Here is a 25,003-nt window from a genome sequence, read left to right as displayed (position 1 = left end):
CCTTATTTTTCTGCAACAGCTACAGTGATGTGAGCTGTACGTTTGTTGATTGGTGAAGCTGAACCTTTCGCACGTGGACGGAAACGTTTCATAGTTGGTCCTTCGTTTGCGAATGCTTCAGATACTACCAAGTTAGCTTTATCCAAACCAAAGTTGTTTTCAGCGTTAGCTACAGCTGAGTTCAAAACTTTCAAGATGATTTCAGCAGCTTTGTTTGGAGTGAATGTCAAAATTGCGATTGCATCGGCTACGCTTTTACCACGGATGTTATCAAGAACAAGACGTGATTTACGAGGTGAAACACGTACTGTACGAGCCATTGCTTTAGCTGAAGTAATTTCTGCCATTTATGTTCTCCTTATTTTCTACGTGTTTTCTTGTCGTCTGCAGCGTGACCTTTGTAAGTACGAGTTGGTGCAAATTCACCAAGTTTGTGACCTACCATGTCTTCTTGGATGTAAACAGGTACGTGTTTACGTCCGTCATAAACTGCGATAGTGTAACCAATGAAACTTGGGAAGATCGTTGAACGACGTGACCAAGTTTTAATAACTTTTTTCTTTTCGTCGTTAGCTTGAGCTTCAACTTTTTTCATCAAATGCTCATCGACGAAAGGTCCTTTTTTAAGACTGCGTCCCATTTTTATATTTTCTCCTTTAAATGTTGTACCACAGCGGCTTGCGCTCCTATGGAGCGCTACCGAGCTGGCGGATTTACTAGTTGCTTAAGCGACTAGTTTAATATTATTTCTCGTTGCGACGACGAACGATAAGTTTGTCAGATTTCGCTTTCTTGTTACGAGTTTTAAGACCAAGAGCAGGTTTGCCCCATGGAGTAGATGGTGCTTTACGACCAACTGGTGCTTTACCTTCACCACCACCGTGTGGGTGATCGTTAGGGTTCATTACAGAACCACGAACTGTTGGGCGGATACCTTTCCAACGGCTACGTCCTGCTTTACCAAGGTTTACAAGTCCATGTTGTTCGTTTCCGACAACACCAACTGTAGCGCGGCAAGTTCCAAGAATCATACGAACTTCACCTGATTGAAGACGAACAAGAACGTATTTACCTTCAGAACCCAATACTTGAGCAGATGCACCAGCAGCACGTACCAATTCACCACCACGACCTGGTTTCAACTCGATGTTGTGGATCAAAGTACCAACTGGGATGTTAGCAAGTGGAAGAGCGTTTCCGACTTTGATATCTGCTTCTGGACCTGAAACGATACGTTGACCTACTTCAAGACCTTTTGGAGCGATGATGTATGCTTTCACACCGTCAGTGTAGTGTACAAGAGCGATGTTTGCAGAACGGTTTGGATCGTACTCGATTGTTTTAACAACTGCTTCAACGTTGTCTTTGTTACGTTTGAAGTCAACCAAACGGTAGAAACGTTTGTGTCCACCACCTTGGTGACGAACTGTGATACGACCGTTGTTGTTACGACCAGCCTTGCTCTTCAATGCAACAAGCAATGATTTTTCAGGAGTGCTTGTTGTGATTTCAGCGAAATCCAAAGAAGTCATATTACGGCGACCGTTTGTTGTTGGTTTATAAACACGAATTCCCACGATATTTCCTCCTTAGATTATTCAGCTTCAGCAGCAAACAACTCGATTGCTTTAGAATCAGCTGTAAGTGTGATGATAGCTTTTTTAGTTTTGTTAGTAAAACCAGTGTAACGTCCAACACGTTTAGCTTTTGGTTTTACGTTGATTGTGTTAACATTTGCAACTTTAACACCTTCGAAAGCAGCTTCAACAGCTTGCTTGATCAAAAGTTTGTGTGCACGAGTGTCAACTTCAAATACATATTTCCCTGCTTCAAGTTGAGCCATTGAGCTTTCAGTGATAACAGGTTTTTTGATAACATCATACAAATTCATTATGCAAGAACCTCCTCGATTTTAGAGATAGCTGCTTGAGTAACAAGAAGTTTGTCACTATTTGCGATGTCAAGAACACTTGCAGTTGTAGCAGTCGCAACTTTCACGTTTGGAAGGTTACGAGCTGAAAGAGCTGCGAATTCGTTTCCTTCTTCAAGAATAACAAGGACTTTAGAATCGATGCTCAAAGCTGCAAGAACTTTTGCAAATTCAGCAGTTTTTGGAGCTGTAAATTCAAGAGAATCAACGGCTACAAATTTGTTTTCAGCAACTTTTTCTGAGTAAACAGATTTAAGCGCAAGGCGACGAACTTTTTGAGGAAGTTTGTACGCATAGCTACGTGGAGTTGGTCCGAAGACAACACCACCACCACGCCATTGTGGTGAGCGGATAGAACCTTGACGAGCACGTCCAGTTCCTTTTTGACGCCATGGTTTGCGTCCACCACCTGATACTGCAGAGCGGTTTTTAACAGCGTGTGTTCCTTGACGAAGGCTTGCGCGTTGGCTGATGATCACATCAAACACAACTGATTCATTTGGTTCGATACCAAATACTGCATCGTTAAGAACAACTTGGCCAGCTTCTTTACCAGTTTGGTCAAATAATGTTACGTTTGCCATTGTGACTGATTTCCCCTTTCTTTATTATTTACCAGCTTTAACTGCTGATTTGATAGTGATAAGAGATTTCTTAGCACCTGGTACGTTACCTTTGATAAGGATAACGTTCTTTTCTGGAACAACTTGTACAACTTCAAGGTTTTGAATTGTCACGCGGTCGCCACCCATACGTCCTGCAAGGTTTTTACCTTTGAATACGCGGTTAGGTGCAACAGGTCCCATAGAACCTGGACGACGGTGGTAACGAGAACCGTGAGCCATTGGTCCACGTGATTGTCCGTGGCGTTTGATAACACCTTGGAAACCTTTACCTTTAGAGGTACCAGTTACGTCAACAACGTCTCCAGCTGCGAATGTTTCAACTGTGATTTCAGCACCAACTTCCAAGCCTTCAACGTTTTTGAATTCACGAATGAAGCGCTTAGGAGCCGTGTTAGCTTTCGCTACATGTCCTTTAGCAGGTTTGTTGCTCAATACTTCGCGTTTGTCATCAAAACCAACTTGGATAGCGTTGTATCCGTCTGTTTCAACAGTTTTAACTTGAAGAACAACGTTTGGAGTTGCTTCAATAACTGTTACAGGGATCAATTCGCCAGCTTCAGTGAAGATTTGAGTCATTCCCACTTTTTTCCCTAAGATTCCTTTTGTCATGAGAAAATAGTTCCTTTTCTATATTTTTTATTCAAAAAGTTTTTAACGAGCGTTTTTTATGCTCAAGTCTAAGATACAAAGGGCGTCAAACTCAAAGTGAAAATAGGAAACTGACGCAGTGTCTAGCAGACACTAGGAAGTTTGTCTTTTTCACACCGAGTTTAGCCCGTGTTCAATTAGATTGAAACACCAGCCTCTGCTCTTTTATATTTTAGATTAAAGTTTGATTTCTACGTTTACACCACTTGGAAGATCCAATTTCATCAAAGCATCAACTGTTTTTTGAGTTGGGTTAACGATATCGATCAAACGTTTGTGTGTACGCATTTCAAATTGTTCGCGAGAGTCTTTGTATTTGTGAGTCGCACGAATGATTGTGTAGAGACTACGTTCAGTTGGAAGTGGGATTGGACCCGCAACTTGTGCACCTGTACGAGTAGCTGATTCTACGATTTTTGCAGCCGCTGTGTCAAGCGTACGGTGTTCGTAAGCTTTCAAACGGATACGGATTTTTTTGTTTGCCATCTTTTTCTCCTTTTCGTCTATTTAAGATAATAGGCTAGCTCCACAAGAAAACCGACGCGGTGTTGCGTGGCAATGCAACCGAGCGTGTCGCAACCTCTTGCATCAAAGCTAAAGCTGTAATTTACAGCACCATAATAGAATAACACAAAGCCCCTGCGATTGCAAGGGATTTGTTGCTGTTTTTTCGTTTTTTTGCTATGAAACTGTTTTCCTATTTTTTCTTTCTAAAATTAGGGATTTTCTTCTATACAAGTCAAGTCCTCTTGACCTCAAATTTATCTTCTGATTGATCCACTAAAATATCCGCCTTAGACTCAGTTTCTTTATAGTATCGCAGATGCTGCTCCCGTCTCATCTGATGGCTAGCCAATATAAAGGATGCATCGCGATTTCTCACCGTCGTATCTCGAGCTAGGCGTCGCTTTAATTCGCTCTCCTCATCCGTGTAAAAACAGATGGTTTTGTCAAAGAGTTCCTTAGGTAAAAAGCCCACAGACATCCCTTCGACAATCAGAATTGATTTGGCTCCTGACAAGACCTCACTAGCCTTCCAAGGTTCTTCAATCGTTAAGACATCCATACCCGCCTGTAAGGCCAGGATATCTCTCTGTAAACTCGCCAATTCATGTGCCACTGGCAGACAAGCTGTCACCTTTTGATTCGGCGCGTCCTTGGGTACTACCAAATGGCGTCCTGAGGTGATATAAGGATCTGTTTCTAGCAAATTCACTGTAGTAGAATCTAAAGCTTGGTACAATTCCTGTGCAAAGGTTGATTTACCCGAAGCCCCATGACCGTATATTCCCAGTGTCCTGACTTTTCCTGTTTCTATTTCTAAGACAAACTGGTCTATTAAGTCTTTTCTCTTCATTCTCTCTTCACCTGTTCATAGCTTTCTTTTCCGTCATTGAGTTTGTCCCAAATCACTACTTGTCCACTTTGGAGCGATTTTTGTACATCGATGATGCGTTGATTTGACGAACCTCGAAACTGGAGCATGAGATTTCTCTTAGTTCGGTCATATCTTCCATCGACAAGAATGTCAATCAGTGACAAGAGTTCCAGTTTGTCTGAAGTTTCCAACATCATTTCTTCCCAAGTGTAGCCGGTCCATGACCAGATATCTTTGTCTGGCAATTCCTTCCGGATACGTTTCACGAGTGGCAAAAGGATTCCTGTATTAAGGAAGGGTTCTCCTCCTAATAAAGTCAAGCCTTGAACATAAGGTTGAGCGAGATCTTCCATGATCTGTTCTTCTAATTCTGCTGTATAAGGAATGCCTGCATTAAAAGACCAAGTGGCAACATTATAACATCCCTCGCAATGAAACATGCAGCCAGATACATAGAGAGAATTGCGAACTCCTTCGCCATCAACAAAGTTAAAGGCTTTGTAGTCTATGATACGGCCTTGACTGAGCTCCTCGCTTTTCCATTCTTGTGGTTTTGGACTATTCATTCGCTACCTCTATCCAATAACGCTCCACACCATTACGAACATCCTCAAGGAGCCCACCATTGGCTAGAATGACTGCTCTGCTAGCAGGATTATTCACGCTACAGGTCACAAGAGTTCTCTTGATGTTCTTTTCTTTAGCAACTTGCAAGCCCTGACGGAGAGTTTCTTTAGCATAACCTTTGCCTCTTTCTGATGGACGAATGGAGTAGCCAATGTGACCACCTTCTTCTAGTAGAAAGTTACTGAGGCGCAACCGGAGATTAAGAAATCCAATTGCTTTATCTTTCACAGAAAAAGCTACTAACTGAATTGCGGGAACCCATCCTTCAGTCAAATTAATCCCCATTTCCTGATTCTGATTACTTTCCAACCATTCCTCATAAGAAAAATTTTTTGTATCCCAGAAACCACCGTCGTGAGGCGACTGATATTTTTCAAACTCTGCCATCATCTCTAAAACTGTTTCTTTATCTGCTAATCTTGGTCTGCGTAATTCCATCCTTACCTCCCACTAAGAGAAAAGCGAGAGCTGACTCTCACTTTTATTTCTTCTTATTCTTATTTAAAAATTGTTCTCTGAGGTTGAGCAAACGTTCTTTCTTACCAGCTCCACCTTTAGAGTGTTTCTCGTGATAACGGGTCACTTGTGCGCGCCCCTTATCGTCTAATTGATATTTTCCCATTTCATTACTTTCTAATTTGTTACTTGATGGCCAGCTATTTTAATAGTTGAACCATTCATATGTTTGACACGCGCTGCGATTTCCTTGTGACGCCCATTGACCATCGGTCTCGCTTGAGGATTGCCTAAATAGCCACAAGTTCGTTTGACCACATCTACTGTTTTAGGATCGCTATTGCCACAGTTTGGACAAGCAAATCCTCTCTCAGTTGGTTCAAAATCCCCTTCAAAGTCACACTTGTAGCAACGGTCAATTGGAGTATTGGTTCCCAAATATCCCACACGATCATAAGCGTAATCCCAGACAGCTTCCAGAGCCTTAGGATTTTGCTGAAGGACTGGATACTCACAATAATGGATGAAACCACCTGACGCACCTGCTTCTGGATAGACTTTCTCAAAGTCTAATTTTTCAAACGGTGTTGGATTTTTACGAACATCGTAGTGGAAAGAGTTGGTGTAGTATTCCTTGTCTGTAATATCAGGAATAGAACCGAACTTGTCTATATCTAGTCTACAAAAACGGTCTGTCAAACTTTCGGACGGTGTTGAGTAGATAGAGAAATGGTAGCCATATTGGTCAGACCACTCTTCTACACGGCGTTTCATATCGCGAATGATATCTAGCGTGAATTTCTTAGCATCTGGATTACTTTCCCAGCTGTTACCAAAGAAAACTGTCGCTACTTCGTACAAACCGATATAGCCTAGTGAAACTGTCGCACGACGATTCTTAAAGAGCTGGTCAACACTTTCTTCTTTACCTAGACGATGGCCAAAAGCACCGTATTGATACAGGATAGGAGCATTTGCTGGTGTTGCTTCCTTGGTTCGTTCGACACGATAAACCAGAGCATCTTCCGCAATGTTCATTCGCTCATTGAAGATTTCCCAGAACTTATTCATATCACCTTCAGACTCAAGAGCAATACGAGGCAGGTTAACCGTCACAACACCCAGATTCATGCGACCTGAATTGACCTCGACACCATTTTCATCCTTCCATCCTTGGAGGAACGAACGGCAGCCCATAGGTACCTTGAAAGAGCCAGTCAACTCGACAATCTTATCGTAGGACAAGACATCCGGATACATTCGTTTGGTTGCACACTCAAGAGCCAACTGTTTGATGTCATAGTTTGGAGTTCCTTCTTCCAAATTAAGGCCTCTTTTTAGCGTAAAGATGAGTTTTGGAAAGATGGCTGTTCGATGTTCTGAACCAAGGCCCTTGATTCGGATGTTCAAGATAGCTTTTTGAATTTCCCGCTCAAAACGATTGGTTCCCAGACCAAAACCTAGTGAAGTAAAAGGTGTTTGTCCATTTGAGGTGAAGAGAGTATTGATTTCATACTCGAGAGATTGCATGGCATCATAGATGTCCTTTTGCGTTTTCTTCCAAGCGTAATCTTCCCGTTTTTCAGGCAAAACCCATTCTTCCGCATCCTTAAGGTGTTTTTGGTAATTCTTCTCTGCGTAAGGCGCCAAGACCTCATCGATACGGTCAGCTGAACAGCCCCCATACTGGCTAGAAGCAACGTTGGCGATGATTTGCGAAATCTGAGCTGTTGCAGTCTGAATAGACTTGGGACTTTCTACCTCTGCATTTCCAATCTTAAAACCATTTTCCAACATACCCTTGAAATCAATCAAACAGCAGTTGGTCATAGGGGTATAGGGACTGTAGTCCAAATCGTGATAGTGGATATCCCCTTTTTGGTGGGCATTGGCTACGTGCTTAGGAAGCATTTGCAGTCCGATTGATTTCCCAACAATCCCTGCTGTCAAATCACGCTGAGTGTTAAAGACATCACTGTCTTTATTAGCATTTTCATTGATAACTGCCTGGTCTTTGTTGAGAAGTTTGTGAATACTAAAGTTGATATCCGTCGCTTTTGAACGCTCAAAATCCCTTTGTGTCCGATAAGTAATATACTCCTCAGCTAGCGCATATTCTTTGGCTTCAAGGAGTTCATGTTCTACGATATTTTGAATTTCGTAAATCTTAACCCCCTGTGGAAAACGACTATGAATTTCTGTGACAATTCGCTCGGTCAGAGCATTGAGGCGTTTTTCGACCAAGGGTGTCACATCCATAACCTTGTCTGCCGCCTTGTGGAGAGCCTTGTCAATCTTGTCCACATCAAATACAACACGTCTCCCATCTCGTTTCTCGACGAAGAGAGTTGGCAAAATTGTAATTTTTTCTTCTAGTGCAATCATATGCATGCTCTTTTCTAAAATGTTCTTTCTAAAATGTATTATACCACTCTAAAAAGAAAAATCAATATCTTGTGTTAAAAATCCTAAAATTTTTAAAAATACACAAGATATTGATTTTGTTATTTGATTTTATAGACTTTAAACTCTGAGTAATCGGTCTTTACTTGTTGGTAATTTTCTTTTAAGAGTGTCTCTACTTCAGACCAGACTGCCACCTTGTCATTCACAAGAATCATCTTTGGTTGTTTTTCTTTCAAGTCATTGATCAAGGTAGTTTTGTTTTCTTCTGTATTCGTGTAAAGAAGAGGCGATGGGAACATGGATCCAGCCAACCGCTGGCTTTCTTTATAGATCTGAACATGAGAATCCCAGATATAGATTTGGTCCCCCTCACTCGTCTCTTGTTTGACTCTATCTACTACTTGATGTTGTTCTTCATGCGAAGCTGGATGCAAGACAAAACGAGCTACAAAAGGAACTGCAATTAGATAAACCACTACTAGAATCGGTAGGTAGATCTTTCCCTTCATAAATTTTTTCCATAAAGTTGGAACTTCCTCTCTTCTCCGACGACGTGCTATTCTTCCCGAGTGTTCCCCACGAATACTAGTTATCAAAAGAAGGAGTAAAAATGGAAGAATTAGAATCAAACGCGAACCGTGAAGAGGTTCTTGAGAAAAAAGCAACAAGGCTAGTATAAATAAGAAAACAAAGCTAGCTGGTACTGAGATGACATATAATCTAGATGCTTTAGACTGGAACAAACCGAGAAAAACAAGGAAGAGAGCTCCTAAACCAAAGGTCAACAAACCATAGAATACAACATTATCCATTAGTTTAGGATTCGCAAAGACCTGAAGGGAATCAATCGGATACAAAAGACTCCCTAGAGCTTCTCCAAAACCTCCTGAAATGATGACATAGTAGCCTAAAGGATAAAATAGGAGAGAAAAACCAAGTGCTGCCGCAAAAAATTGATAAATTCCATGTATAAAGCGTCCATGTCCAACATTAAAAACCAATAAACCTACAGTTATCGCTACAATAAATAGAAGACTAGTTAGGGGTTCTATGAAAAATGATAGAGCTAAGAAAAGCCCCAGACGTAGAAATCCCTTGTCATGGTTAGGATTTGATAGATAACGCGCTACTAAAGAAAAGCCTGCAAATAAGAATGGAAGAGCTACAATCGTAGCATAGCCTCCTCCAAAACCAAGACCAGATACCAAAAGATAAAATATGGTTAGGAGTTGCTTAGCTTGATCCCTTTGTCCTGTCAGATAGTCAGTTGCAGAAAAAAGGAAATAACCCCCTCCTAAGAGGGCTAGCCATTCTACCAAGGCAAAAAGAATGCCTCCTTGGGTAATGTAAAGTAGTAAATAATAAAGAATGCCTTGACTAGCATAATAGCTACTATAAAGCTGTCCTCCCTGATGCAATGCCCAGCCTATATACAGGTCCTGAGCCTGAGAGGGACTTACCATATCTAAAAGTAAAGGAAGTACCACAGAAAAAATCGTCGCAATCGTACTTCCAATGATAAGGCTGAAAAACGGGAAAGCTAGGCGCTCTTCTTTTTCCAGGTTCGATTCAAGGTTCCTATCCAGTCTATTTTCAATTTCATTACTCTGTATCGTTTCGGATACTTCTTCGATTCTGCCATATACAGCCATGTCGTTTCTCCTATTCAATTTATCTGTCTTAGTATATCAAAAAGACCTAGAATTGTCAGCTTGCGATGGCTGTTTGAGTGATTTTTTACATAGTTTCACAAAGGTTTCAATTTCTCGAAATCGATGTAAATGTGTCTGTTTAAATATCATGATATAATCCAATTCTTTCTGAGTTAGCATCTTTCCTCCTACATCTTCTTATTCGTAAAAGGCAAGAAAAATAGGACTGGTTTGTGTCCTAAGTCCTAGATTTCTTATAAGATTGGGGCAAATAACTGGGCAATTTCCTTAATCAATTTTTGATACCAGCTATTTTTTATAGTATGAGTAAAAATTTCTTGCGATACTGAAAAAATCTCCTCAAAATCTTTTTGAATCTCTGTGATTGATTTCGTTTTATATAACAAAACTGCATTTTCATAGTGGTGAAGTAAACTTCTGTAATCTAAGTTAATGGTTCCAACTGCAGCAAAGTCCTTATCCACTAAGATTTGTTTACTGTGGATGAAGCCTGGACTATACTCAAAAATTCTTACTCCTGCCGATAATAAATCCGAATAAGCTCCTCTTGTAATGAGTTGGATTAATTTTTTATCTGGAATGAAAGGTGTTACAATGCGGATATCAACACCCCTCATAGCTGCATTTTTAATACTCTCTGTTAAGTCATAGTCAATAATCAAATAAGGCGTTGTAATATAGACTGAATCAGTGGCCTGATTAATCAAACTTTGATAGACTTTTTTCCCTACCTGGGTACGGAAGATGGGCTTGGGTCCACTACCGTAAGGAATGCAGAGCCCTTGGCCAGAACAAGGCTGATTTTCCAAGTGATACTGGTCAAAATCGCTGATTTCCCCACGATTGATGTACCAAGTCATCAAAAAGAGACGGGTTAGAGCCTTGACACCAGGGCCATCTAAGCGAATCCCACTATCCTTCCAATAACCAAAGCGTTCTACATGATTGATGTACTCATCAGCTAAGTTAATCCCTCCTGTATAAGCTACCTGACCATCTATGACAAGGATTTTACGATGGTCCCGATTATTATAAGCTACTGTCAAACGAGGAATCACCTTATTAAACTTATGGACCTCAATTCCTCGACTACGAAGCTGAATAGTATAATCCCCAGGTAAAGTCGCCATACAACCGATATCATCATAGAGCATCTTGACCTCGACACCCTGAGCTGCCTTTTGCTCTAGTATATCTAGTATACTATTCCACATCAGACCTTCTTCAACAATATAATACTCTAAAAAGATAAACTTTTCAGCTTTCTTGAGATCTTCCAGCATATGTTGCCACATGCTTTCACCTGAAGAAAAGAATTGTGAGTCGGTTCGATCATACACATCAGCATTGCTATCCATACTCAACAAAGATTTGATAACTCCGTAAGCTGCCTTATCATCTTCCTTCAATTTCTGGCGGAGTGCTTTACTGTTATCCTCCCGAAAATGCATGGAACCAAGTCTGTCCAACTGCTTGATTTCTTTTTTGGACAATCGCCTTTCACCAAACATCAGATAGAGCAGGGGGCCAATGACAGGAACAAAAGTCACCACTAGCCACATTACTTTGCTTTCAGGCGCCATGGAGCGATTAACAATTGCGACAATAGTTGCCATACTCATAAAGATCAAGACAATAATCCATAAAATAGGGGCCATGCGCCCTAAATAAAGAAAGAGACCAAAAACAAGAGAAAGTTCAAGTAGCATAATCGAAAGACTAAAGCCATACTTGGACATCAACAATTGGAATTTCCTATATTTCATATCCCCTCCTTGATATTTTGAATGCTAAAAACAGGTAATTGATACTAGTATAACTCAGGTATTCGACAGAAGGCAAGTATTTATGATCATTTTTCTGACTAAAAGCAAAAGAGACCGAAAAATCCGGTCTCCTCCTAGTCTATTTTGATAAAACGATTTGATCCGATGGGTCTCTATCCATATCATCTACAACGATTTGATTACCGTTTACAGTGTAAATTTTAGCATCATCGCCAATAATCATGCGTTGATTTGTTGCATCAAATGTAACCTGTTTGACTTTCTGATCCCCGTCAGATTCGAGCTCAGTCCATGTACCAGTAGTTCCAGTTACCACTAAAGTGATACGGTCTCCGTCATCCTGACCAGTATAAGTTCCATCAATATTAGTTGGTTGGGCTGTAACTGTATTTTGTGAAGAACTTGTTGCTGCCTGGTTGCTATTTTGTGTTGAAGATGAAGCAGCAGGTTGCGATTGCTGAGTTTGTTGTGTTTGCTGTTGAGCTGCTGGTTGTTGAACCTGTTGAGCTCTCTGTGAACAAGCTACTAAGAGACTAAGACTTGCTAGAGAAGCAAGAGAAAGTGTGAATGTTTTTAATTTCATGATGAACTTCCTTTCTTCTACCAATTTAGAGCAATTTTCTTCTAACTGGCAGTTCCCCTAGTATAACAAGTTCAAAAAAGGAGGTCAATTTATCTGCTCATGCTCCTGTAGGTGACTCCGTACTTCTGAGATAAAATAGAGAGACCCTGTAATGAACAACAAGTCCTTGGTATCGGCTCTTTCTTCAAAACTGCTAATAAATTCTCTGTAAGAAGGAATTACATGGTAGCCGGTCACATCTGTCTCGTCCAAGGACCCTTGATAGTCAAAACCAGTCACCTTGAGTTCCACCTGAGGTAAATTTTCAGTCAGATAAGCCAACATCCCTTGATAATCCTTACGTTTCAAGGCTCCAAATAGGATTTGAGGACGATAGCCTTCCTGCTCTTTTTCTTTGATAAACTCAACCAAGCGAGTCAAGGCAGGGAGGTTATGAGCACCATCCAAGTAAATCTGTGGGCGAATACGCTCCAAACGCCCAGCCCAATGAGTCTGTTTCAAGGCCTCTCTTACAGCCTGCTCATCAACAACTTCCTTTCCCTCTCTCATAAAGAGAAGAAATGCTTGCAATGCCAAGGCTGCATTCTCCTGCTGATAGGCTCCTTCTAAACCTATTTTCAATTGTGAAAGAGTACCCAAAGAACTTGAAAAATCACCCTTTAGCATTGAAAAATTTTGACCTGCCTGATAAAGGTCAACAGCTAAAGATTCAGCTTTTTTCTGACAAACAAGCCTAGCTTCTGAAGACAACTTAGCAATCACTGCCTTTTTACCAGCCTTGAAAATACCAGCTTTCTGCTCTGCGATTGCTTTTAGACTATCGCCCAAAGTCTCCTGATGGTCAAGTCCGATGGAGGTGATGACAGCAAGCTCTCCAGTTACCACATTGGTCGTGTCAAGTAAGCCGCCAATTCCCACTTCTAATAAAACCAAATCCACCTCTTGCTCCCTAAAATAAAGAAAAGCAATCAAGGTCAGCAATTCAAAAAAAGACAACTGGTCATGGGTTTGCAGAAGCGTCTTTTCCATCTCCTTGACCTGCTCAGCTAAACGGATAAAGTCTGCATCAGCTATTGATTCCCCATTAATGCAGATTCGGTCATTGATGGAGACAATATGAGGGGAGGTAAAAGTCGCAACTTTTTTGCCATGTCCCATGAATAACTCTCTCATAAAAGCAATGGTAGAGCCTTTCCCATTAGTCCCTGTTACATGGATAATAGGATAAGACTTCTCGGGATTTCCTAACAAATCCACCGCTTGCTGCATTCGGCCTAAACCTGATCGAAAATTCAAACCAATCCGACTATGGAGCCATTCTTCTACTTCAAACATACACATCTCCTTGACAAAAGTCCAATTAATTACCTAGTAAAATTCCGTAGATAACAAAAAATGAGGTCAGGATTTTCGTCCCAACCTCTTACCTGGTTAGCTAATAACTAGCTACTATAAATTTTAACATGGGGTAAAAACATCCACAGGACATTCCAACTCTTCTAATTTCTAGGAGTTGGGCTAATACAGTCTCCCAGACTGCCTGCTCTTTCTTTTTTCTAAAAGCAGGGCTAAAAACGTCCCCCGGACTTACCAGCTCTCTTTTGTTTCAAGGAGCTGGGGTAAAAATATCCCCCGGATATTTTTACTCCTCCATAAAACTATTGAAGACTTCTTCAATCATGTTCCATTCGTCTTCTGAGTCTTCTGGGATTGGTTGCAATTCGCCTTCTGTTCCATCTTCGTTTTCGATGAATGAGTAAGCTTGGATTTCAACTTGTCCGTCTTCGTCTTCTTCTGCGTTAACTGGTACTAGAAGAACATAGTTTTTACCAAATTCTTCTTTTCCGTCAATGGTCAAAAGGATTTCAAACAAGGTTTCGTTTCCTTGCTCATCTACTAGTGTGATTAGTTCACGTTCTTCGTGTTCGTGGTTATGATCGTGTGACATAGCCTCTCCTTATATTAAAATTTTCTATCTAAATAATTTTGTAAAATCAGCTGAGCTGCTAACTTATCAATGACTTTCTTGCGCTTATTTCGACTGATATCTGCTTGTTCAATCAACATGCGCTCTGCAGCAACTGTTGTCAAGCGTTCATCTTGATAGTCTACTGGTAAACCAAAAAGCTCTTCTAGCTTTGCTCCGTATGCTTGACTAGCTTCCACGCGCGGTCCGCTTGTATTATTCATGTTTTTAGGTAAGCCCACTACAAATCGTTCCACCTTGTAAGCATCAACCAACTCCTTAACGCGGTCAAAACCAAATTGGCCTTGCTCCTCATTGATTTGGATGATTTCAAGTCCTTGGGCTGTAAAACCGAGTGGATCGCTAATAGCCACCCCTACCGTTTTTGAACCGACGTCCAATCCCATAATTCTCATAGGTTATAGATCGACTCCTTGTCCTTTAAGGTAGTAGCGGACCAATTCCTCAACGATTTCATCACGCTCATATTTACGGATTTGATTTCGTGCATTATTATAACGAGGAACGTAGGCAGGGTCTCCACTCAATACGTAACCAACGATTTGGTTAATTGGGTTGTAGCCCTTATCGTTCAACGAAGCATAGACATCAGTCAAAGTTTCGCTAATTTCTTTTTTATTGGAATCGTCCAATTTAAAACGTACTGTCTCTTCAGTAAATCCCATTCTAACACCCTCTTTCCTTAGAATAGTACCATTATAGCATAATTCCTTACCTTCTACAATTCAGGCAGTCTATTTATTTGGATTTTCTACTGTTCTGTCGCGCCATTTGCCAATCTGTCTGAAATATATTTGCTTGGTTCATTCTTCAAGAGATTTTCCAAACCAATATTCTTCAGATACTCAGTCTGAGAAGCCTTCTTGACATCCAGAACTTGAAAATCATAACTGGTCGTTGTTTGAAGTTCTGTTGCACTTAATAATTTGGTTTCAAGCTTAAAGCCTGCCAATTTACGAGCTTCTATGATGGATTCATCTTTCTCTTCCGCCTCGAGAAGAGCTTTTTGAGTTTCTTCCACTCCATGTTGGTCAATATAAGTCTTCAATTCATCAGAGACTGGACGCTTTTGTTGAATCGTTAAGCTCAAAAAAGTCTTATCCTTGTATGTAATGGTTTGTGTTTGCTGGCTACCATCACCTGACTTGGGCAAGACCAAAGTCTTGGTTACAACTGTATTCTTCTCGGCATTTTCAATAACTGGCAATGCTGACTGAAGCGTATCCTTTTCTGTTTTTGTAGCTGTTGCAGTTTCTTTTTTCTGCCCACAACCAGCCAGGACAAAAAGGAAAGCTAGACTAACAAGAACAATTTTTTTCATTTCTCTCTTCTTTCTTTTTCAGATTAAAACAGAACAAGACTGAGAATTGCTCCCAGCCTTGATGTTTATAGAGCTGCACGCAAACGTGCTTCTGCATTTTCTACATTACGGACAGAGCGTGGTAGGAAGGCACGAATATCGTCTTCCTTATAGCCAACTTGTAGGCGTTTTTCATCCACAAGGATTGGGCTCTTTAAAATTCTCGGCGTTTCCATAATCAGATTGAGGACTTCGTTGACACTCAAATCTTCAATATCCACTCCAAGGGCTTTGGCATAGCGATTTTTAGATGAAACGATGCTGGCTATTCCATTATCTGTTTTGGTTAGAATATCCAGTAATTCTTCTCTCGTAATTCCTTCTTTACCAAGGTTTTGTTCTTTATAACTTAACTGGTGGGCATTGAGCCAGGTTTTTGCTTTTTTACAGCTAGTACAACTTGAGACTGTATAAATTTTAATCATGTACCTACCCCTTTCGCTACATGTTACTATCAGTTTAGTCTATTATACCATAAAAAACATCCGACTTGCGACCTATTTTTAAATTTTTTTGACTTTTTTCGTCATTTTCGTACTTTTTTCTTGACAAATAACTAAATGACTATCAACTCTTTTGGAGCAAGGGTCAATAATTCACAACCTGTCTCTGTAATCAAGATATCATCCTCGATACGAACGCCATATTTGCCTTCGATATAGATACCTGGTTCATCGGTCAAGGCCATACCTGCCTTAATAGTTTCTGTAGAAGTCTGGCTAAAATAGGGTTCCTCATGTATATCCAGTCCAATACCGTGTCCGATACCGTGGGTAAAGTAGTCTCCATAACCTGCCTCAATGATAATATCACGAGGGATTTTGTCAAAGTCACGGAAGCCTAAGCCTGCCTTGGCCTGATCAATCAAGGCTTGGTTAGCTTTGAGAACCGTATTGTAAATCTCTGCCTGCTCGTCGCTGACATGCCCCAGATAGATAGTTCGTGTCATATCGCTGACATAGTGGTCATAGAGGCAGCCGAAATCCATGGTAATAGCTTCTCCCAGCTCCACTGGTTTATGCATGGGATGAGCATGAGGTTTGGAAGAGTTGATGCCACTTGCTAAAATAGTATCAAATGATAGGCCTGAAGCTCCCAACTCACGCATACGGAAGTCAAGGAAGTTGGCAATCTCAATTTCAGTCTTTCCTGGCTTAATGAAGTCAAGCGCATCGCGGAAAGCTTGGTCTGAGATAGAACAAGCCTTGCGAATAGCTGCAATCTCCGCTTCATCCTTAATCATTCGGAGACCTTCGACAAACTGAGTTTGTGGAAGCAAGTCAATTCCTTCAAAGGCTGCCTGCATACGGTGATAATAAGAGACTGAAATCTCATCCTCAAAACCGATTTGAGACAAGCCCATGTCCTTAACAATGCCTGCAATGACAGCCAATTCATCACGGTCAGCCACAATCTCAAAGCCACTGGTTTCTTGCTTAGCTGCAATGATATAGCGAGAGTCTGTCACCAAGACCTGACGATCACGGCTGATAAAGACTGTTCCGTTTGAGCCCCAAAAACCAGTCAGGTAATAGACGTTTTTAAGGTTATTGATGACGATACCATCTAGTTCTTTTTCTTGCATTTTAGCTATAAATGCTTGTACACGTTTATTCATGATGTAACTTTCCTTTCAAATAGTGTCCTGTGTAGCTGGCTTCATTGGCCGCTACTTCTTCTGGAGTTCCTGTTGCGATGATGGTTCCACCACCGACACCGCCCTCAGGACCCAAGTCAATAATATGGTCTGCCGTCTTAATAACATCTAGATTGTGCTCGATAACAAGGACTGTATTGCCATCGTCTACAAAGCGAGCTAAGACTGTAAGCAAGCGAGCAATGTCCTCAGTATGAAGCCCTGTTGTCGGCTCATCCAGAATGTAGAAAGATTTTCCTGTCGAGCGTTTGTGGAGTTCACTAGCCAGCTTCATACGCTGAGCTTCTCCCCCAGAAAGGGTGGTAGCTGGTTGCCCTAACGTTACATATCCCAGTCCCACATCCTTGATGGTCTGAAGTTTACGTTGAATCTTAGGAATGTGTTGGAAGAATTCCACCGCATCATTGACAGTCATATCCAAGACCTGCGAGATATTTTTTTCCTTGTAGTGGACTTCTAGGGTTTCACTGTTGTAGCGGGTTCCGTGGCAGACTTCACAAGCCACATAAACATCTGGCAAGAAGTGCATCTCAATCTTGATAATCCCGTCACCTGAGCAGGCTTCACAGCGACCACCCTTGACGTTGAAACTGAAACGCCCCTTCTTGTAACCTCGAATCTTGGCTTCATTAGTCTGAGCAAAGAGGTCACGTATATCGTCAAAGACTCCCGTATAGGTAGCAGGGTTAGACCTTGGCGTTCGTCCGATAGGGCTCTGGTCAATATCAATCAAGCGGTCTACATGCTCAATCCCTGTAATCGTTTTAAATTTACCAGGTTTATCTGAATTACGGTTGAGCTTCTGGGCAATAGCTTTTTTGAGGATACTGTTGATCAAGGTCGACTTGCCTGAGCCCGACACCCCTGTCACCGCAATGAATTTTCCGAGAGGAAAGCGAGCAGTGATATTTTGTAGGTTGTTTTCACACGCTCCTGTCACTTCGATAAAACGACCATTTCCGACACGGCGCTCTGTTGGCACTGGAATAGCACGCTTACCTGACAAGTACTGACCTGTGATAGATTTACTGTTACGAGCTACCTGTTTAGGCGTACCTGCCGCAACAATTTCCCCACCAAAAACACCGGCACCGGGACCAACGTCAATCAGATAATCCGCCTCACGCATGGTATCTTCGTCATGTTCCACTACTATGAGAGTATTACCCAAATCACGCATCTTTTTCAGACTGGCAATTAGACGATCATTGTCCCTCTGATGAAGACCGATTGACGGCTCATCCAGGATATAAAGGACACCTGATAGGTTGGAACCAATCTGGGTTGCCAAGCGAATACGCTGACTTTCCCCACCTGAAAGGGTTCCTGCCGAACGTGACAGAGTCAGATAATTAAGGCCCACGTTATTAAGGAAGGTCAAACGATCCTTGATTTCCTTGAGAATAGGCCGAGCGATAATGGCTTCATTTTCAGATAAGGTCAGCTGGCTCACCAACTCCAAGTGATCTGCGATAGACAGGTCTGAAATTTCTCCGATATGTGGACCTTGCTGGCCACCCACACGGACAGACAAGGCCTGGTCATTGAGACGATAGCCGTGACAGGTTCCGCAAGTCAGCTCATTCATGTAGAGGCGCATCTGGGTGCGAGTGTAATCGCTGTTTGTCTCGTGATAGCGACGCTTGATATTATTGACAACTCCCTCAAACGGAATGTCAATATCACGCACGCCACCAAATTCATTCTCATAGTGGAAATGGAATTCCTTACCATCAGATCCATAGAGAATCAAGTTCTTATTCTCTTCTGACAAGTCCTCAAAAGGCGTGTCCATATCCACTCCAAAAGCTGTCATAGCCTGCTCTAGCATGTTTGGATAGTAGTTGGATGAGATAGGATTCCAAGGAGCCAAGGCTCCCTCACGTAAGGTTTTGCTGGCATCTGGTACTACCAAATCAGTATCCACCTCCAGCTTAATACCCAAGCCGTCACACTCACTACAAGAACCAAAAGGAGCATTGAAGGAGAAGAGACGAGGTTCTAGTTCTGGAACCGTAAAGCCACATACTGGACAAGCATAGTGTTCTGAGAAGAGCAACTCAGAGTCATCCATGGTATCGATAATAACATATCCTTCAGCAATACGAAGAGCTGCTTCAATCGAATCAAAGAGACGACTACGAATGCCCTCCTTGATAACAATACGGTCAACAACAACATCGATATTGTGTTGCTTGCTCTTAGACAACTCTGGCACTTCGGTCACATCATAGACTTCCCCATCCACACGGACACGGACATACCCATCTTTCTGAACCTTCTCGATAACACTCTTATGTTGGCCTTTTTTCTTGCGGATGACAGGAGCTAAGATTTGCAAGCGCTGGCGTTCAGGCAAATCTAAAACCTTATCCACGATTTGCTCTACAGAAGAAGCCTTGATAGCCCCGTGTCCGTTGATACAGTAAGGCGTACCCACACGTGCGTAGAGGAGACGCAGATAGTCATTGATTTCAGTCGTTGTTCCCACCGTCGAGCGAGGGTTTTTACTAGTCGTTTTCTGGTCGATGGAAATAGCTGGGCTGAGACCATCAATAGCATCTACATCTGGTTTTTCCATATTTCCCAAGAATTGACGAGCGTAGGCTGACAAACTCTCTACATAGCGACGTTGTCCCTCAGCATAGAGAGTATCAAAGGCCAGACTGGATTTCCCTGAACCTGACAAGCCTGTCACAACAACTAGCTTGTCTCGTGGAATCTCCACATCAATATTTTTTAAATTATGGGCACGCGCCCCATGAATGACAATTTTATCTTGCATCTTTGTTCTTTCTAGTCCATTATTGCTTACCATTATACCAAAAAAAGTGAGATTCTATTACCCAAAAGGCCGATTTTGTAGTATAATAAAAAACTTCTTATTTTATGTTTCCTTAGGGCTTCCTAACCCTTATATCACGCGCTTTTGAACAAAAAACACTAATATTACTTTTTACTACTTGCTCCCCCAAAGTACGCAAAAAGGGGAGCAAAAAAGCCCCACAAAAGGGCTAAGATTTGACGAGTTCAGCAGGCAAGAAACTAGCACGGTCAAACGTGCTTTTTTTATTGCTGGTTGCTGATAGGTATATTATACCATGAAGCGCGTGGGTTATGATGTTATACCTGCAATTCTTCCCTGATTGCTTTTTGTAGCAGCTGACTGAAATTGATTTTATTTTCTTTACCAACTTCAACCAACCAACTAGGGAGGGTTACAGTTTTATTGACAACCTTAGAACGTTCGCGCTCTCTAACCAGTTCCGTATCTACTGAGATAGCTTGCAGAATATCCTCATCACTGCCAAGTTCACTAGCCAAAGCCTTAAAACTTGAAGGTTCTGGAAACTCTTTGCCTTCATCTTCAAACATGATTGTATAAATTTCTAGTACCTCACGGGCGTTATAAATTGCCTCGTTTAAGGTGTCAGCCTCGCTAACTGCTCCTTGAAAATCAGGGAGCGTGATTGTATAACCGCCGTTTTCTTTATCCACTTCAAACAATGCCAAGTAAGTGTATTTCATAATCTGATAATAACCAATGACCGCCCCAATATAGGGGAGGGAGTTTTTTACTCCCCTTCCAGTACTTTCAAAATCTTGCCAAGTGTTCCAGGTCTATAGTCGTTTTCTTTTGGTTTAGGTATCGTTACCGTTCTTCCGTCTGGATGTTTCCAGACTTCATGCGAACCCTTACCAAAAGCTGTTTTGATAAAACCTTTTTTCTTAGCAAGTTTTTTTAGTTCTCTTTCGGTCATCGGCTTCTCCTTTCCGTATCTTTAATTATATTATACACTTGTTTGAAACACTTGTCAATGTATAACACGTATTTTTTACACTTGTTTTCACAATATCATAAAAGCCCCTAGTTTGCTCTCTAAGGGCTTGTAGTTTGTCCGTGGTGTTTTAGTCGTCTAGCACAAAACAAAGCAAAAGAGGGGGCGAATATGAAGCCTACGCCTACATTTGCCAACATTTACGCTTCTAATTCTTGTAGTAAGGTTAAATCTAAATCATCAAGGTCAACATCTATTTCAAAATCCATGTTTAAATCTATCTCCATATCCTCTAATTGGATACTCTCCAAATCAATCAAAAAATCTTCAATCATGTCATTCCCCCTCACTTAAATCTCAACATTTCTCAACAAAACACCACAAACGCCTACCTATATACTTCTAGTTCTCCGTTCTGGTGGATTCTCGCAAAGTTTAAGACGGCTATCTGTTTGTATCGGTGGTAGCTAGTGGAGCTAGTACCTGCCATCTCTACGCATTCACTCATTGTTTTCTTTCTCATATAGCAATAATGGATAATAAAGTATTTTCTGGCTCGTTTATTCTCTATGCTGTTGATGTCGTGGGCGAATATCTCCAACCCCTCACGGATTGCTTTTTCATGCTCACCGCTCAAATTCCACTGATCAGGTAAAACAAGTTTCCAAGCCTCTTCATCGATTGTAACTTGGTTTTCACTCCCTGCCATCCTCTGGAAACGTAGAAAGTAATTCATCCGCTCTCTGACGTTCATCATCGTTTTAAACTTATCCAGCTCCATTAGTTCGCTCCTTCCACCTTGCTCAAGTGTTCTATAGCTTCCTGCTTTACTCGATATACTGTAGTCTTTGATTTATCTATTTCCTCAGCAACCTGCCAAGCGTCTAGATTATTCAAATAAAAAAGTCTTAGAACAGAACGCTCAAGCGGATTGACCAACTTATCAATCAGCCTAGATATTTCCATTCTCTCTTCAGTAAGTCGCTCAATCCTCTGAAGCGTATCCTCTTTTAGTTTTAGAACACTTATAAGATTGTTCTCTGTCTTGTTCTCTCTGCTTGCCTGTACCCTGCTATGGCTTAGTGTTGGCTTTTTGATAATACTACCTTCCAGGGCCTCCAATTCCAAATATAAGCCTTTGATTTCCTTGCTTATCCACTTAACGCCCTCTAGTTTTTCTTTTACCTGCTCTGGTGTCATACCTCGGACTCCTTTATGATATAATATGTTTATCGGATATATCACAAAGGAGTCAGCCCTGTGCTGGCTTTTTTTTGCATTTTCTCGGCGTTCGATCGGAGTTCAAGTATCTGCACCTTTACCATTCCTCGGGTTCGCTAAACATACTTTTAGGCAAGCCACAAACTGAAATTAAATACTGACAAGCGTTGTAATCTACCCAAAGCGCCCCATCTTCAGAATGGTGGAAATACTTGTCTGGTAGCGTTCCAAGGTATGCACCATTTTTATATATAGACACCCCACCTTTTAGGCTTGGTAACAATCCGGTATATCCTCTGCGTAGTCCATGCTTCAAAGCGTTGCTATTGCCATATTTGGGCTTTCTATTGCCCTTGTTGCCTTTTGCTACTTGATTGCCCGGCAAAAATCTCCCTCGGCTATCGCGTTCCATATTTCCCCCTGCTACGGTGTTCGTTTGGTAAATTGCAACTACTTCACTATCTCCCCCTATATGGAAAAACCCAAAACTATTGACTTGTTAACAAAAAGGGGATTGCTCCCCTGTGTTTATTGACCAGAATAATCAGCAAGGCCTTTATATTCGCCCTCTACGTCCAACTTTTGGAGTAGGCTAATACTTTCATCGCCCAGCATTTCCAACGTACCAAAAGCAGTCATAGAGTCCATAGGGATAGGCTTATCAGAAAGCAAGCGATCAGCATAGTCTAATAGTTCCAGCTCGTAGTCTGTGACCTTATTCAGCAAATCCTCAAAATCCTCTGACTCTTTGAGTTGAAGCACGCGCTCCCGTTTATAACGTTCTTCAAATGCTTCATCGTCCACTGGTTGGTTGTAATAGTCTTTGAAACTGTCACAAATACGCTTGAAGGTCTTGTTTAGTTTCTTATCCTCCACATACTCAGCTACAAGCGTCCCTTTATCCTTGTGAGTTATTGAAATGGATGGTACTTCATAAGTCCCAGTCATATATCCCAGTAGCGCGTGACCTGCTACCAGAGCAGTATCTAGGTCTTTAAATTCGTAAGTGAAAGTAAATGTTTTGGCTTTATCCGAAAATGCTTTTAATGTCATGTTGTTTTTCCTCTTTCTGTTTTAAGGGTGTCACTAGTAGTTACACCATTGCAAGGGGGTCGGTACTATCTACCCCATTTTGTTACCTTCTTTAGTGATTTTGTTACCTTCTAGGTAACATAGTTCAGCCTTACTCCCCCAAGGGTTTAGACCATTTTGTTACCATGTTACCTTCTTTTGAAGTCATAGCCCTTATATATAAAAATACTATTTTTTCCCTATATAGAGAGTTAAAAACAAGGTAACAAGGTAACATTTTTCCAAAAAAGTCAGTAGTATCAAGTATTTAACAACGTTACCTTCTTTCTAAACAAGGTAACAAGAAGGTAACATTTTTGGGTAAAAACCTAGATATACCAAGGGTTTAGGGCATAAAAAGAAGGTAACATTTTAGTCTTTAACGACAGCGTGATTAGTTTTGGATAGTTTGGTTCTTTCAAACTCTAACGGATCTAGTTTGTCATAATCTTCAACTTTGACCCTCGCTCTTTTAAGTTTGTAATGATTGGGTGTTAACTGTTGTAAGTGTCTTATCGTTTCTTTTCCTGCCCCGTAAACATTGGGCTTGGGTATTCCCATATCTTCAGCATAATGTTTCAGCGACCTAGTTAGTATAAAAACAGGTACTACGTCCAGCTCATGCCAACCTTTTTCCATGTATTCATGCTTAACCCATGAAAGTAAGTAGTCATTATCCTCCTGGTATTCTTCTAGGAGTCCTTTAACTGCTTTAGGTTCGATAAAGTGAGTAAATGGCTCTTGATTGATAGCTTTGTAGAGGGCATATTCTAGGACTTCCTTGTTTGCTAAAAACTCATTTTTTATCCAAGGTTTTTCCTTCTCCCCGTTAAAGTCAGCATTAAAAGGGACGATCATAATTCTACGATACCAGCCTTTTGTCTTGTTGCCACCATTGGGGATATAATTCCCTGAAAAGATATTGAATAACTTGAAAGTAGCTTCAAAGGCTGGGCGTCCTTTTGGATTAACTAGCACGGTGTCCCCACTAGTGATACTCATTAAATCAGACGGATTTTTTAAGTATTCGTTAGGAGCTTCATCCCCAATATTGCAAACTTTGCCTACCAAGGTCTCCAAGTTATGCTTTTCTCCGAACTGTGCAGGCTTTAAGGCTGATATATTACTTTCCCCTATCAGGTTGATAAGGAAGCGCTGAAATGTCCCTTTACCATTGTTGCCGTCCCCGTAGAAAATGGCAAACTTATTTCGGGTATGGTTAGGGTTAATAGCTTCAAGGATAATCTGCCAAAACAGTGTTACCAGTTCACTATCATTACAAGCGATTGAGTTTAGCCAATCATCAAAAGTTTTGCCCTCTCTATCTATTGGGACTCGTTTAGGCGCGTGGTAGGCCGTGCTTATCTTACTTGTAATTACATACTTAGGACTAAAGGGGAGTAGTTCCTTAGTTTCTAAGTTGATAATGCCGTTCTGTACGGGAATGAGGTTGGAACTTTCTAAAGGTTTTCGTATCTTTGCCAATGTTCTAACCATTAACTTAATCTGTGGCCACTCTCTGGGTTTAATTCTCACATCAAAGGTCTTACACAAAAGATTGAATAGATCATTACTAGCAGTATAGATACCCTCGTCTAAATCGTAGATATAGAGTAGGCTATAATCAGGTATATTGCTCTTGCTGATAAAAGTAAATGTGACAATCTCGCTAAGTATTTTAGCTACTGTGAATGTCTGAGGCATGGCCACCTTTTCGGTAACGTCCCCTGTGGTCTCATTTACCTTAGTTTCGGTATGTTCTGCCCGCCATTCTTCACCAGCTTTAAAGATACGATTTTCAAGCTCCTTCATCG

31 protein-coding genes are annotated in these 25,003 nt (G+C 41.2%); all 31 read right to left on the bottom strand.

Features of this window, described 5'->3' with window-relative positions; all coding sequences use genetic code 11:
• Positions 1-2 precede the first annotated feature (2 nt).
• The 31 genes from rplV to FJR73_RS01480 all read right to left on the bottom strand — a co-directional run bounded on the left by rplV (position 3) and on the right by FJR73_RS01480 (position 25,001).
• Entirely contained in the window at positions 3-347 is a 345-nt protein-coding gene (rplV, locus tag FJR73_RS01635) for a 50S ribosomal protein L22 (protein ID WP_000818137.1), read from the bottom strand.
• An 11-nt stretch (positions 348-358) separates the two neighbouring features.
• Positions 359-640 (bottom strand): 30S ribosomal protein S19, encoded by a 282-nt coding sequence (gene rpsS / locus FJR73_RS01630; protein WP_000533766.1) that lies wholly within the window; start codon positions 638-640, stop codon positions 359-361.
• A 103-nt stretch (positions 641-743) separates the two neighbouring features.
• Positions 744-1,577 carry a 50S ribosomal protein L2 gene (rplB, locus tag FJR73_RS01625; protein WP_000512911.1) on the bottom strand — a complete coding sequence of 278 codons (834 nt, stop codon included), beginning with the start codon at positions 1,575-1,577 and terminating at the stop codon, positions 744-746.
• Positions 1,578-1,594: 17 nt separating this feature from the next.
• Positions 1,595-1,891 carry a 50S ribosomal protein L23 gene (locus FJR73_RS01620; RefSeq protein ID WP_001055347.1) on the bottom strand — a complete coding sequence of 99 codons (297 nt, stop codon included), beginning with the start codon at positions 1,889-1,891 and terminating at the stop codon, positions 1,595-1,597.
• Positions 1,891-2,514 carry a 50S ribosomal protein L4 gene (gene rplD / locus FJR73_RS01615; RefSeq protein WP_140832949.1) on the bottom strand — a complete coding sequence of 208 codons (624 nt, stop codon included), beginning with the start codon at positions 2,512-2,514 and terminating at the stop codon, positions 1,891-1,893. The genes FJR73_RS01620 and rplD overlap by 1 nt, the downstream gene beginning before the upstream one ends.
• 24 nt (positions 2,515-2,538) lie before the next feature.
• Complete coding sequence (gene rplC / locus FJR73_RS01610) at positions 2,539-3,165, bottom strand: 50S ribosomal protein L3 (RefSeq protein ID WP_000160197.1); 627 nt, start codon at positions 3,163-3,165, stop codon at positions 2,539-2,541.
• Between the two features lie 216 nt (positions 3,166-3,381).
• Positions 3,382-3,690 (bottom strand): 30S ribosomal protein S10, encoded by a 309-nt coding sequence (gene rpsJ / locus FJR73_RS01605; protein ID WP_001284513.1) that lies wholly within the window; start codon positions 3,688-3,690, stop codon positions 3,382-3,384.
• Positions 3,691-3,943: 253 nt separating this feature from the next.
• Positions 3,944-4,561, bottom strand: a complete 618-nt coding sequence (locus tag FJR73_RS01600; RefSeq protein ID WP_140832947.1) for a uridine kinase — start codon at positions 4,559-4,561, stop codon at positions 3,944-3,946.
• Complete coding sequence (gene nrdG, locus FJR73_RS01595) at positions 4,558-5,148, bottom strand: anaerobic ribonucleoside-triphosphate reductase activating protein (protein ID WP_140832945.1); 591 nt, start codon at positions 5,146-5,148, stop codon at positions 4,558-4,560. The genes FJR73_RS01600 and nrdG overlap by 4 nt, the downstream gene beginning before the upstream one ends.
• On the bottom strand, positions 5,141-5,647 hold the full coding sequence (locus FJR73_RS01590) for a GNAT family N-acetyltransferase (protein WP_140832943.1): 507 nt from the start codon (positions 5,645-5,647) through the stop codon (positions 5,141-5,143). The genes nrdG and FJR73_RS01590 overlap by 8 nt, the downstream gene beginning before the upstream one ends.
• Before the next feature lie 43 nt (positions 5,648-5,690).
• Positions 5,691-5,831 (bottom strand): hypothetical protein, encoded by a 141-nt coding sequence (locus FJR73_RS01585; protein ID WP_000521618.1) that lies wholly within the window; start codon positions 5,829-5,831, stop codon positions 5,691-5,693.
• 11 nt (positions 5,832-5,842) lie between these two features.
• Positions 5,843-8,050, bottom strand: coding sequence for an anaerobic ribonucleoside-triphosphate reductase (gene nrdD / locus FJR73_RS01580; RefSeq protein ID WP_181146572.1), 2,208 nt, complete (start codon positions 8,048-8,050; stop codon positions 5,843-5,845).
• A 119-nt stretch (positions 8,051-8,169) separates the two neighbouring features.
• Positions 8,170-9,723, bottom strand: a complete 1,554-nt coding sequence (locus FJR73_RS01575; protein WP_140832939.1) for a damage-inducible protein CinA — start codon at positions 9,721-9,723, stop codon at positions 8,170-8,172.
• Between the two features lie 254 nt (positions 9,724-9,977).
• Positions 9,978-11,510, bottom strand: coding sequence for a cardiolipin synthase (cls, locus tag FJR73_RS01565; RefSeq protein ID WP_140832937.1), 1,533 nt, complete (start codon positions 11,508-11,510; stop codon positions 9,978-9,980).
• A gap of 139 nt (positions 11,511-11,649) precedes the next feature.
• The gene (locus FJR73_RS01560) at positions 11,650-12,114 is read right to left on the bottom strand and encodes an SP_0198 family lipoprotein (protein WP_061758921.1); all 465 of its coding nucleotides are present in this window, start codon (positions 12,112-12,114) and stop codon (positions 11,650-11,652) included.
• An 84-nt stretch (positions 12,115-12,198) separates the two neighbouring features.
• Positions 12,199-13,449, bottom strand: a complete 1,251-nt coding sequence (locus FJR73_RS01555; RefSeq protein WP_140832935.1) for a folylpolyglutamate synthase/dihydrofolate synthase family protein — start codon at positions 13,447-13,449, stop codon at positions 12,199-12,201.
• A 307-nt stretch (positions 13,450-13,756) separates the two neighbouring features.
• Positions 13,757-14,062, bottom strand: a complete 306-nt coding sequence (locus FJR73_RS01550) for a DUF1292 domain-containing protein (protein ID WP_000017626.1) — start codon at positions 14,060-14,062, stop codon at positions 13,757-13,759.
• Between the two features lie 14 nt (positions 14,063-14,076).
• Positions 14,077-14,496, bottom strand: coding sequence for a Holliday junction resolvase RuvX (ruvX, locus tag FJR73_RS01545; RefSeq protein ID WP_033609357.1), 420 nt, complete (start codon positions 14,494-14,496; stop codon positions 14,077-14,079).
• Positions 14,497-14,499: 3 nt separating this feature from the next.
• Positions 14,500-14,766 carry an IreB family regulatory phosphoprotein gene (locus tag FJR73_RS01540; RefSeq protein WP_000507059.1) on the bottom strand — a complete coding sequence of 89 codons (267 nt, stop codon included), beginning with the start codon at positions 14,764-14,766 and terminating at the stop codon, positions 14,500-14,502.
• A gap of 86 nt (positions 14,767-14,852) precedes the next feature.
• A complete protein-coding gene (locus tag FJR73_RS01535; RefSeq protein WP_140832933.1) occupies positions 14,853-15,422 on the bottom strand; it encodes an SP0191 family lipoprotein in 570 nt (189 codons plus the stop codon).
• Between the two features lie 65 nt (positions 15,423-15,487).
• Entirely contained in the window at positions 15,488-15,886 is a 399-nt protein-coding gene (spx, locus tag FJR73_RS01530) for a transcriptional regulator Spx (RefSeq protein ID WP_000591165.1), read from the bottom strand.
• 131 nt (positions 15,887-16,017) lie between these two features.
• Positions 16,018-17,079 carry a Xaa-Pro peptidase family protein gene (locus FJR73_RS01520; protein ID WP_140832931.1) on the bottom strand — a complete coding sequence of 354 codons (1,062 nt, stop codon included), beginning with the start codon at positions 17,077-17,079 and terminating at the stop codon, positions 16,018-16,020.
• Entirely contained in the window at positions 17,072-19,903 is a 2,832-nt protein-coding gene (uvrA, locus tag FJR73_RS01515) for an excinuclease ABC subunit UvrA (protein ID WP_140832929.1), read from the bottom strand. The genes FJR73_RS01520 and uvrA overlap by 8 nt, the downstream gene beginning before the upstream one ends.
• A gap of 338 nt (positions 19,904-20,241) precedes the next feature.
• Positions 20,242-20,646: a type II toxin-antitoxin system HicB family antitoxin gene (locus tag FJR73_RS01510; protein WP_140832927.1), complete on the bottom strand. Its 405-nt coding sequence runs from the start codon at positions 20,644-20,646 to the stop codon at positions 20,242-20,244.
• Between the two features lie 47 nt (positions 20,647-20,693).
• On the bottom strand, positions 20,694-20,879 hold the full coding sequence (locus FJR73_RS01505) for a type II toxin-antitoxin system HicA family toxin (protein ID WP_023935892.1): 186 nt from the start codon (positions 20,877-20,879) through the stop codon (positions 20,694-20,696).
• A 218-nt stretch (positions 20,880-21,097) separates the two neighbouring features.
• The gene (locus tag FJR73_RS10315) at positions 21,098-21,232 is read right to left on the bottom strand and encodes a hypothetical protein (protein WP_258190660.1); all 135 of its coding nucleotides are present in this window, start codon (positions 21,230-21,232) and stop codon (positions 21,098-21,100) included.
• Between the two features lie 53 nt (positions 21,233-21,285).
• The gene (locus tag FJR73_RS01500; RefSeq protein ID WP_140832925.1) at positions 21,286-21,678 is read right to left on the bottom strand and encodes a transcriptional regulator; all 393 of its coding nucleotides are present in this window, start codon (positions 21,676-21,678) and stop codon (positions 21,286-21,288) included.
• Positions 21,678-22,097 carry a DUF1492 domain-containing protein gene (locus FJR73_RS01495; protein ID WP_077804405.1) on the bottom strand — a complete coding sequence of 140 codons (420 nt, stop codon included), beginning with the start codon at positions 22,095-22,097 and terminating at the stop codon, positions 21,678-21,680. Before FJR73_RS01495 ends, FJR73_RS01500 begins: the two co-directional genes overlap by 1 nt.
• A gap of 118 nt (positions 22,098-22,215) precedes the next feature.
• On the bottom strand, positions 22,216-22,530 hold the full coding sequence (locus FJR73_RS01490; protein WP_049543972.1) for a hypothetical protein: 315 nt from the start codon (positions 22,528-22,530) through the stop codon (positions 22,216-22,218).
• Between the two features lie 116 nt (positions 22,531-22,646).
• Complete coding sequence (locus FJR73_RS01485) at positions 22,647-23,171, bottom strand: hypothetical protein (protein WP_140832923.1); 525 nt, start codon at positions 23,169-23,171, stop codon at positions 22,647-22,649.
• A 390-nt stretch (positions 23,172-23,561) separates the two neighbouring features.
• Positions 23,562-25,001 (bottom strand): DNA primase family protein, encoded by a 1,440-nt coding sequence (locus tag FJR73_RS01480; protein WP_140832921.1) that lies wholly within the window; start codon positions 24,999-25,001, stop codon positions 23,562-23,564.
• Positions 25,002-25,003: the final 2 nt, after the last annotated feature.

The sequence above is a fragment of the Streptococcus sp. D2 genome, assembly GCF_006385825.1.
Taxonomy (GTDB): domain Bacteria; phylum Bacillota; class Bacilli; order Lactobacillales; family Streptococcaceae; genus Streptococcus; species Streptococcus shenyangsis.
Note: the sequence above shows the minus strand (reverse complement) of the source record. Positions and strands in the feature narration are given on the sequence as shown.

Bases quoted from the DNA above. Each gene is read 5' to 3' on its own strand.
- nrdD (WP_181146572.1), bottom strand. From the start codon at position 8,050: ATGATTGCACTAGAAGAAAAAATTACAATTTTGCCAACTCTCTTCGTC.
- FJR73_RS01585 (WP_000521618.1), bottom strand. From the start codon at position 5,831: ATGGGAAAATATCAATTAGACGATAAGGGGCGCGCACAAGTGACCCGT.
- cls (WP_140832937.1), bottom strand. From the start codon at position 11,510: ATGAAATATAGGAAATTCCAATTGTTGATGTCCAAGTATGGCTTTAGT.
- FJR73_RS01500 (WP_140832925.1), bottom strand. From the start codon at position 21,678: ATGGAGCTGGATAAGTTTAAAACGATGATGAACGTCAGAGAGCGGATG.
- FJR73_RS01495 (WP_077804405.1), bottom strand. From the start codon at position 22,097: ATGACACCAGAGCAGGTAAAAGAAAAACTAGAGGGCGTTAAGTGGATA.
- FJR73_RS01485 (WP_140832923.1), bottom strand. From the start codon at position 23,171: ATGACATTAAAAGCATTTTCGGATAAAGCCAAAACATTTACTTTCACT.
- FJR73_RS01510 (WP_140832927.1), bottom strand. From the start codon at position 20,646: ATGAAATACACTTACTTGGCATTGTTTGAAGTGGATAAAGAAAACGGC.
- FJR73_RS01590 (WP_140832943.1), bottom strand. From the start codon at position 5,647: ATGGAATTACGCAGACCAAGATTAGCAGATAAAGAAACAGTTTTAGAG.
- FJR73_RS01480 (WP_140832921.1), bottom strand. From the start codon at position 25,001: ATGAAGGAGCTTGAAAATCGTATCTTTAAAGCTGGTGAAGAATGGCGG.
- FJR73_RS01600 (WP_140832947.1), bottom strand. From the start codon at position 4,561: ATGAAGAGAAAAGACTTAATAGACCAGTTTGTCTTAGAAATAGAAACA.
- rplD (WP_140832949.1), bottom strand. From the start codon at position 2,514: ATGGCAAACGTAACATTATTTGACCAAACTGGTAAAGAAGCTGGCCAA.
- FJR73_RS01520 (WP_140832931.1), bottom strand. From the start codon at position 17,079: ATGAATAAACGTGTACAAGCATTTATAGCTAAAATGCAAGAAAAAGAA.
- FJR73_RS01620 (WP_001055347.1), bottom strand. From the start codon at position 1,891: ATGAATTTGTATGATGTTATCAAAAAACCTGTTATCACTGAAAGCTCA.
- FJR73_RS01535 (WP_140832933.1), bottom strand. From the start codon at position 15,422: ATGAAAAAAATTGTTCTTGTTAGTCTAGCTTTCCTTTTTGTCCTGGCT.
- FJR73_RS01560 (WP_061758921.1), bottom strand. From the start codon at position 12,114: ATGAAATTAAAAACATTCACACTTTCTCTTGCTTCTCTAGCAAGTCTT.
- rplC (WP_000160197.1), bottom strand. From the start codon at position 3,165: ATGACAAAAGGAATCTTAGGGAAAAAAGTGGGAATGACTCAAATCTTC.
- nrdG (WP_140832945.1), bottom strand. From the start codon at position 5,148: ATGAATAGTCCAAAACCACAAGAATGGAAAAGCGAGGAGCTCAGTCAA.
- FJR73_RS01555 (WP_140832935.1), bottom strand. From the start codon at position 13,449: ATGTTTGAAGTAGAAGAATGGCTCCATAGTCGGATTGGTTTGAATTTT.
- uvrA (WP_140832929.1), bottom strand. From the start codon at position 19,903: ATGCAAGATAAAATTGTCATTCATGGGGCGCGTGCCCATAATTTAAAA.
- FJR73_RS01490 (WP_049543972.1), bottom strand. From the start codon at position 22,530: ATGGAACGCGATAGCCGAGGGAGATTTTTGCCGGGCAATCAAGTAGCA.
- FJR73_RS10315 (WP_258190660.1), bottom strand. From the start codon at position 21,232: ATGATTGAAGATTTTTTGATTGATTTGGAGAGTATCCAATTAGAGGAT.
- rpsJ (WP_001284513.1), bottom strand. From the start codon at position 3,690: ATGGCAAACAAAAAAATCCGTATCCGTTTGAAAGCTTACGAACACCGT.
- rpsS (WP_000533766.1), bottom strand. From the start codon at position 640: ATGGGACGCAGTCTTAAAAAAGGACCTTTCGTCGATGAGCATTTGATG.
- FJR73_RS01540 (WP_000507059.1), bottom strand. From the start codon at position 14,766: ATGGGATTTACTGAAGAGACAGTACGTTTTAAATTGGACGATTCCAAT.
- FJR73_RS01550 (WP_000017626.1), bottom strand. From the start codon at position 14,062: ATGTCACACGATCATAACCACGAACACGAAGAACGTGAACTAATCACA.
- FJR73_RS01505 (WP_023935892.1), bottom strand. From the start codon at position 20,879: ATGACCGAAAGAGAACTAAAAAAACTTGCTAAGAAAAAAGGTTTTATC.
- ruvX (WP_033609357.1), bottom strand. From the start codon at position 14,496: ATGAGAATTATGGGATTGGACGTCGGTTCAAAAACGGTAGGGGTGGCT.
- rplV (WP_000818137.1), bottom strand. From the start codon at position 347: ATGGCAGAAATTACTTCAGCTAAAGCAATGGCTCGTACAGTACGTGTT.
- FJR73_RS01575 (WP_140832939.1), bottom strand. From the start codon at position 9,723: ATGGCTGTATATGGCAGAATCGAAGAAGTATCCGAAACGATACAGAGT.
- spx (WP_000591165.1), bottom strand. From the start codon at position 15,886: ATGATTAAAATTTATACAGTCTCAAGTTGTACTAGCTGTAAAAAAGCA.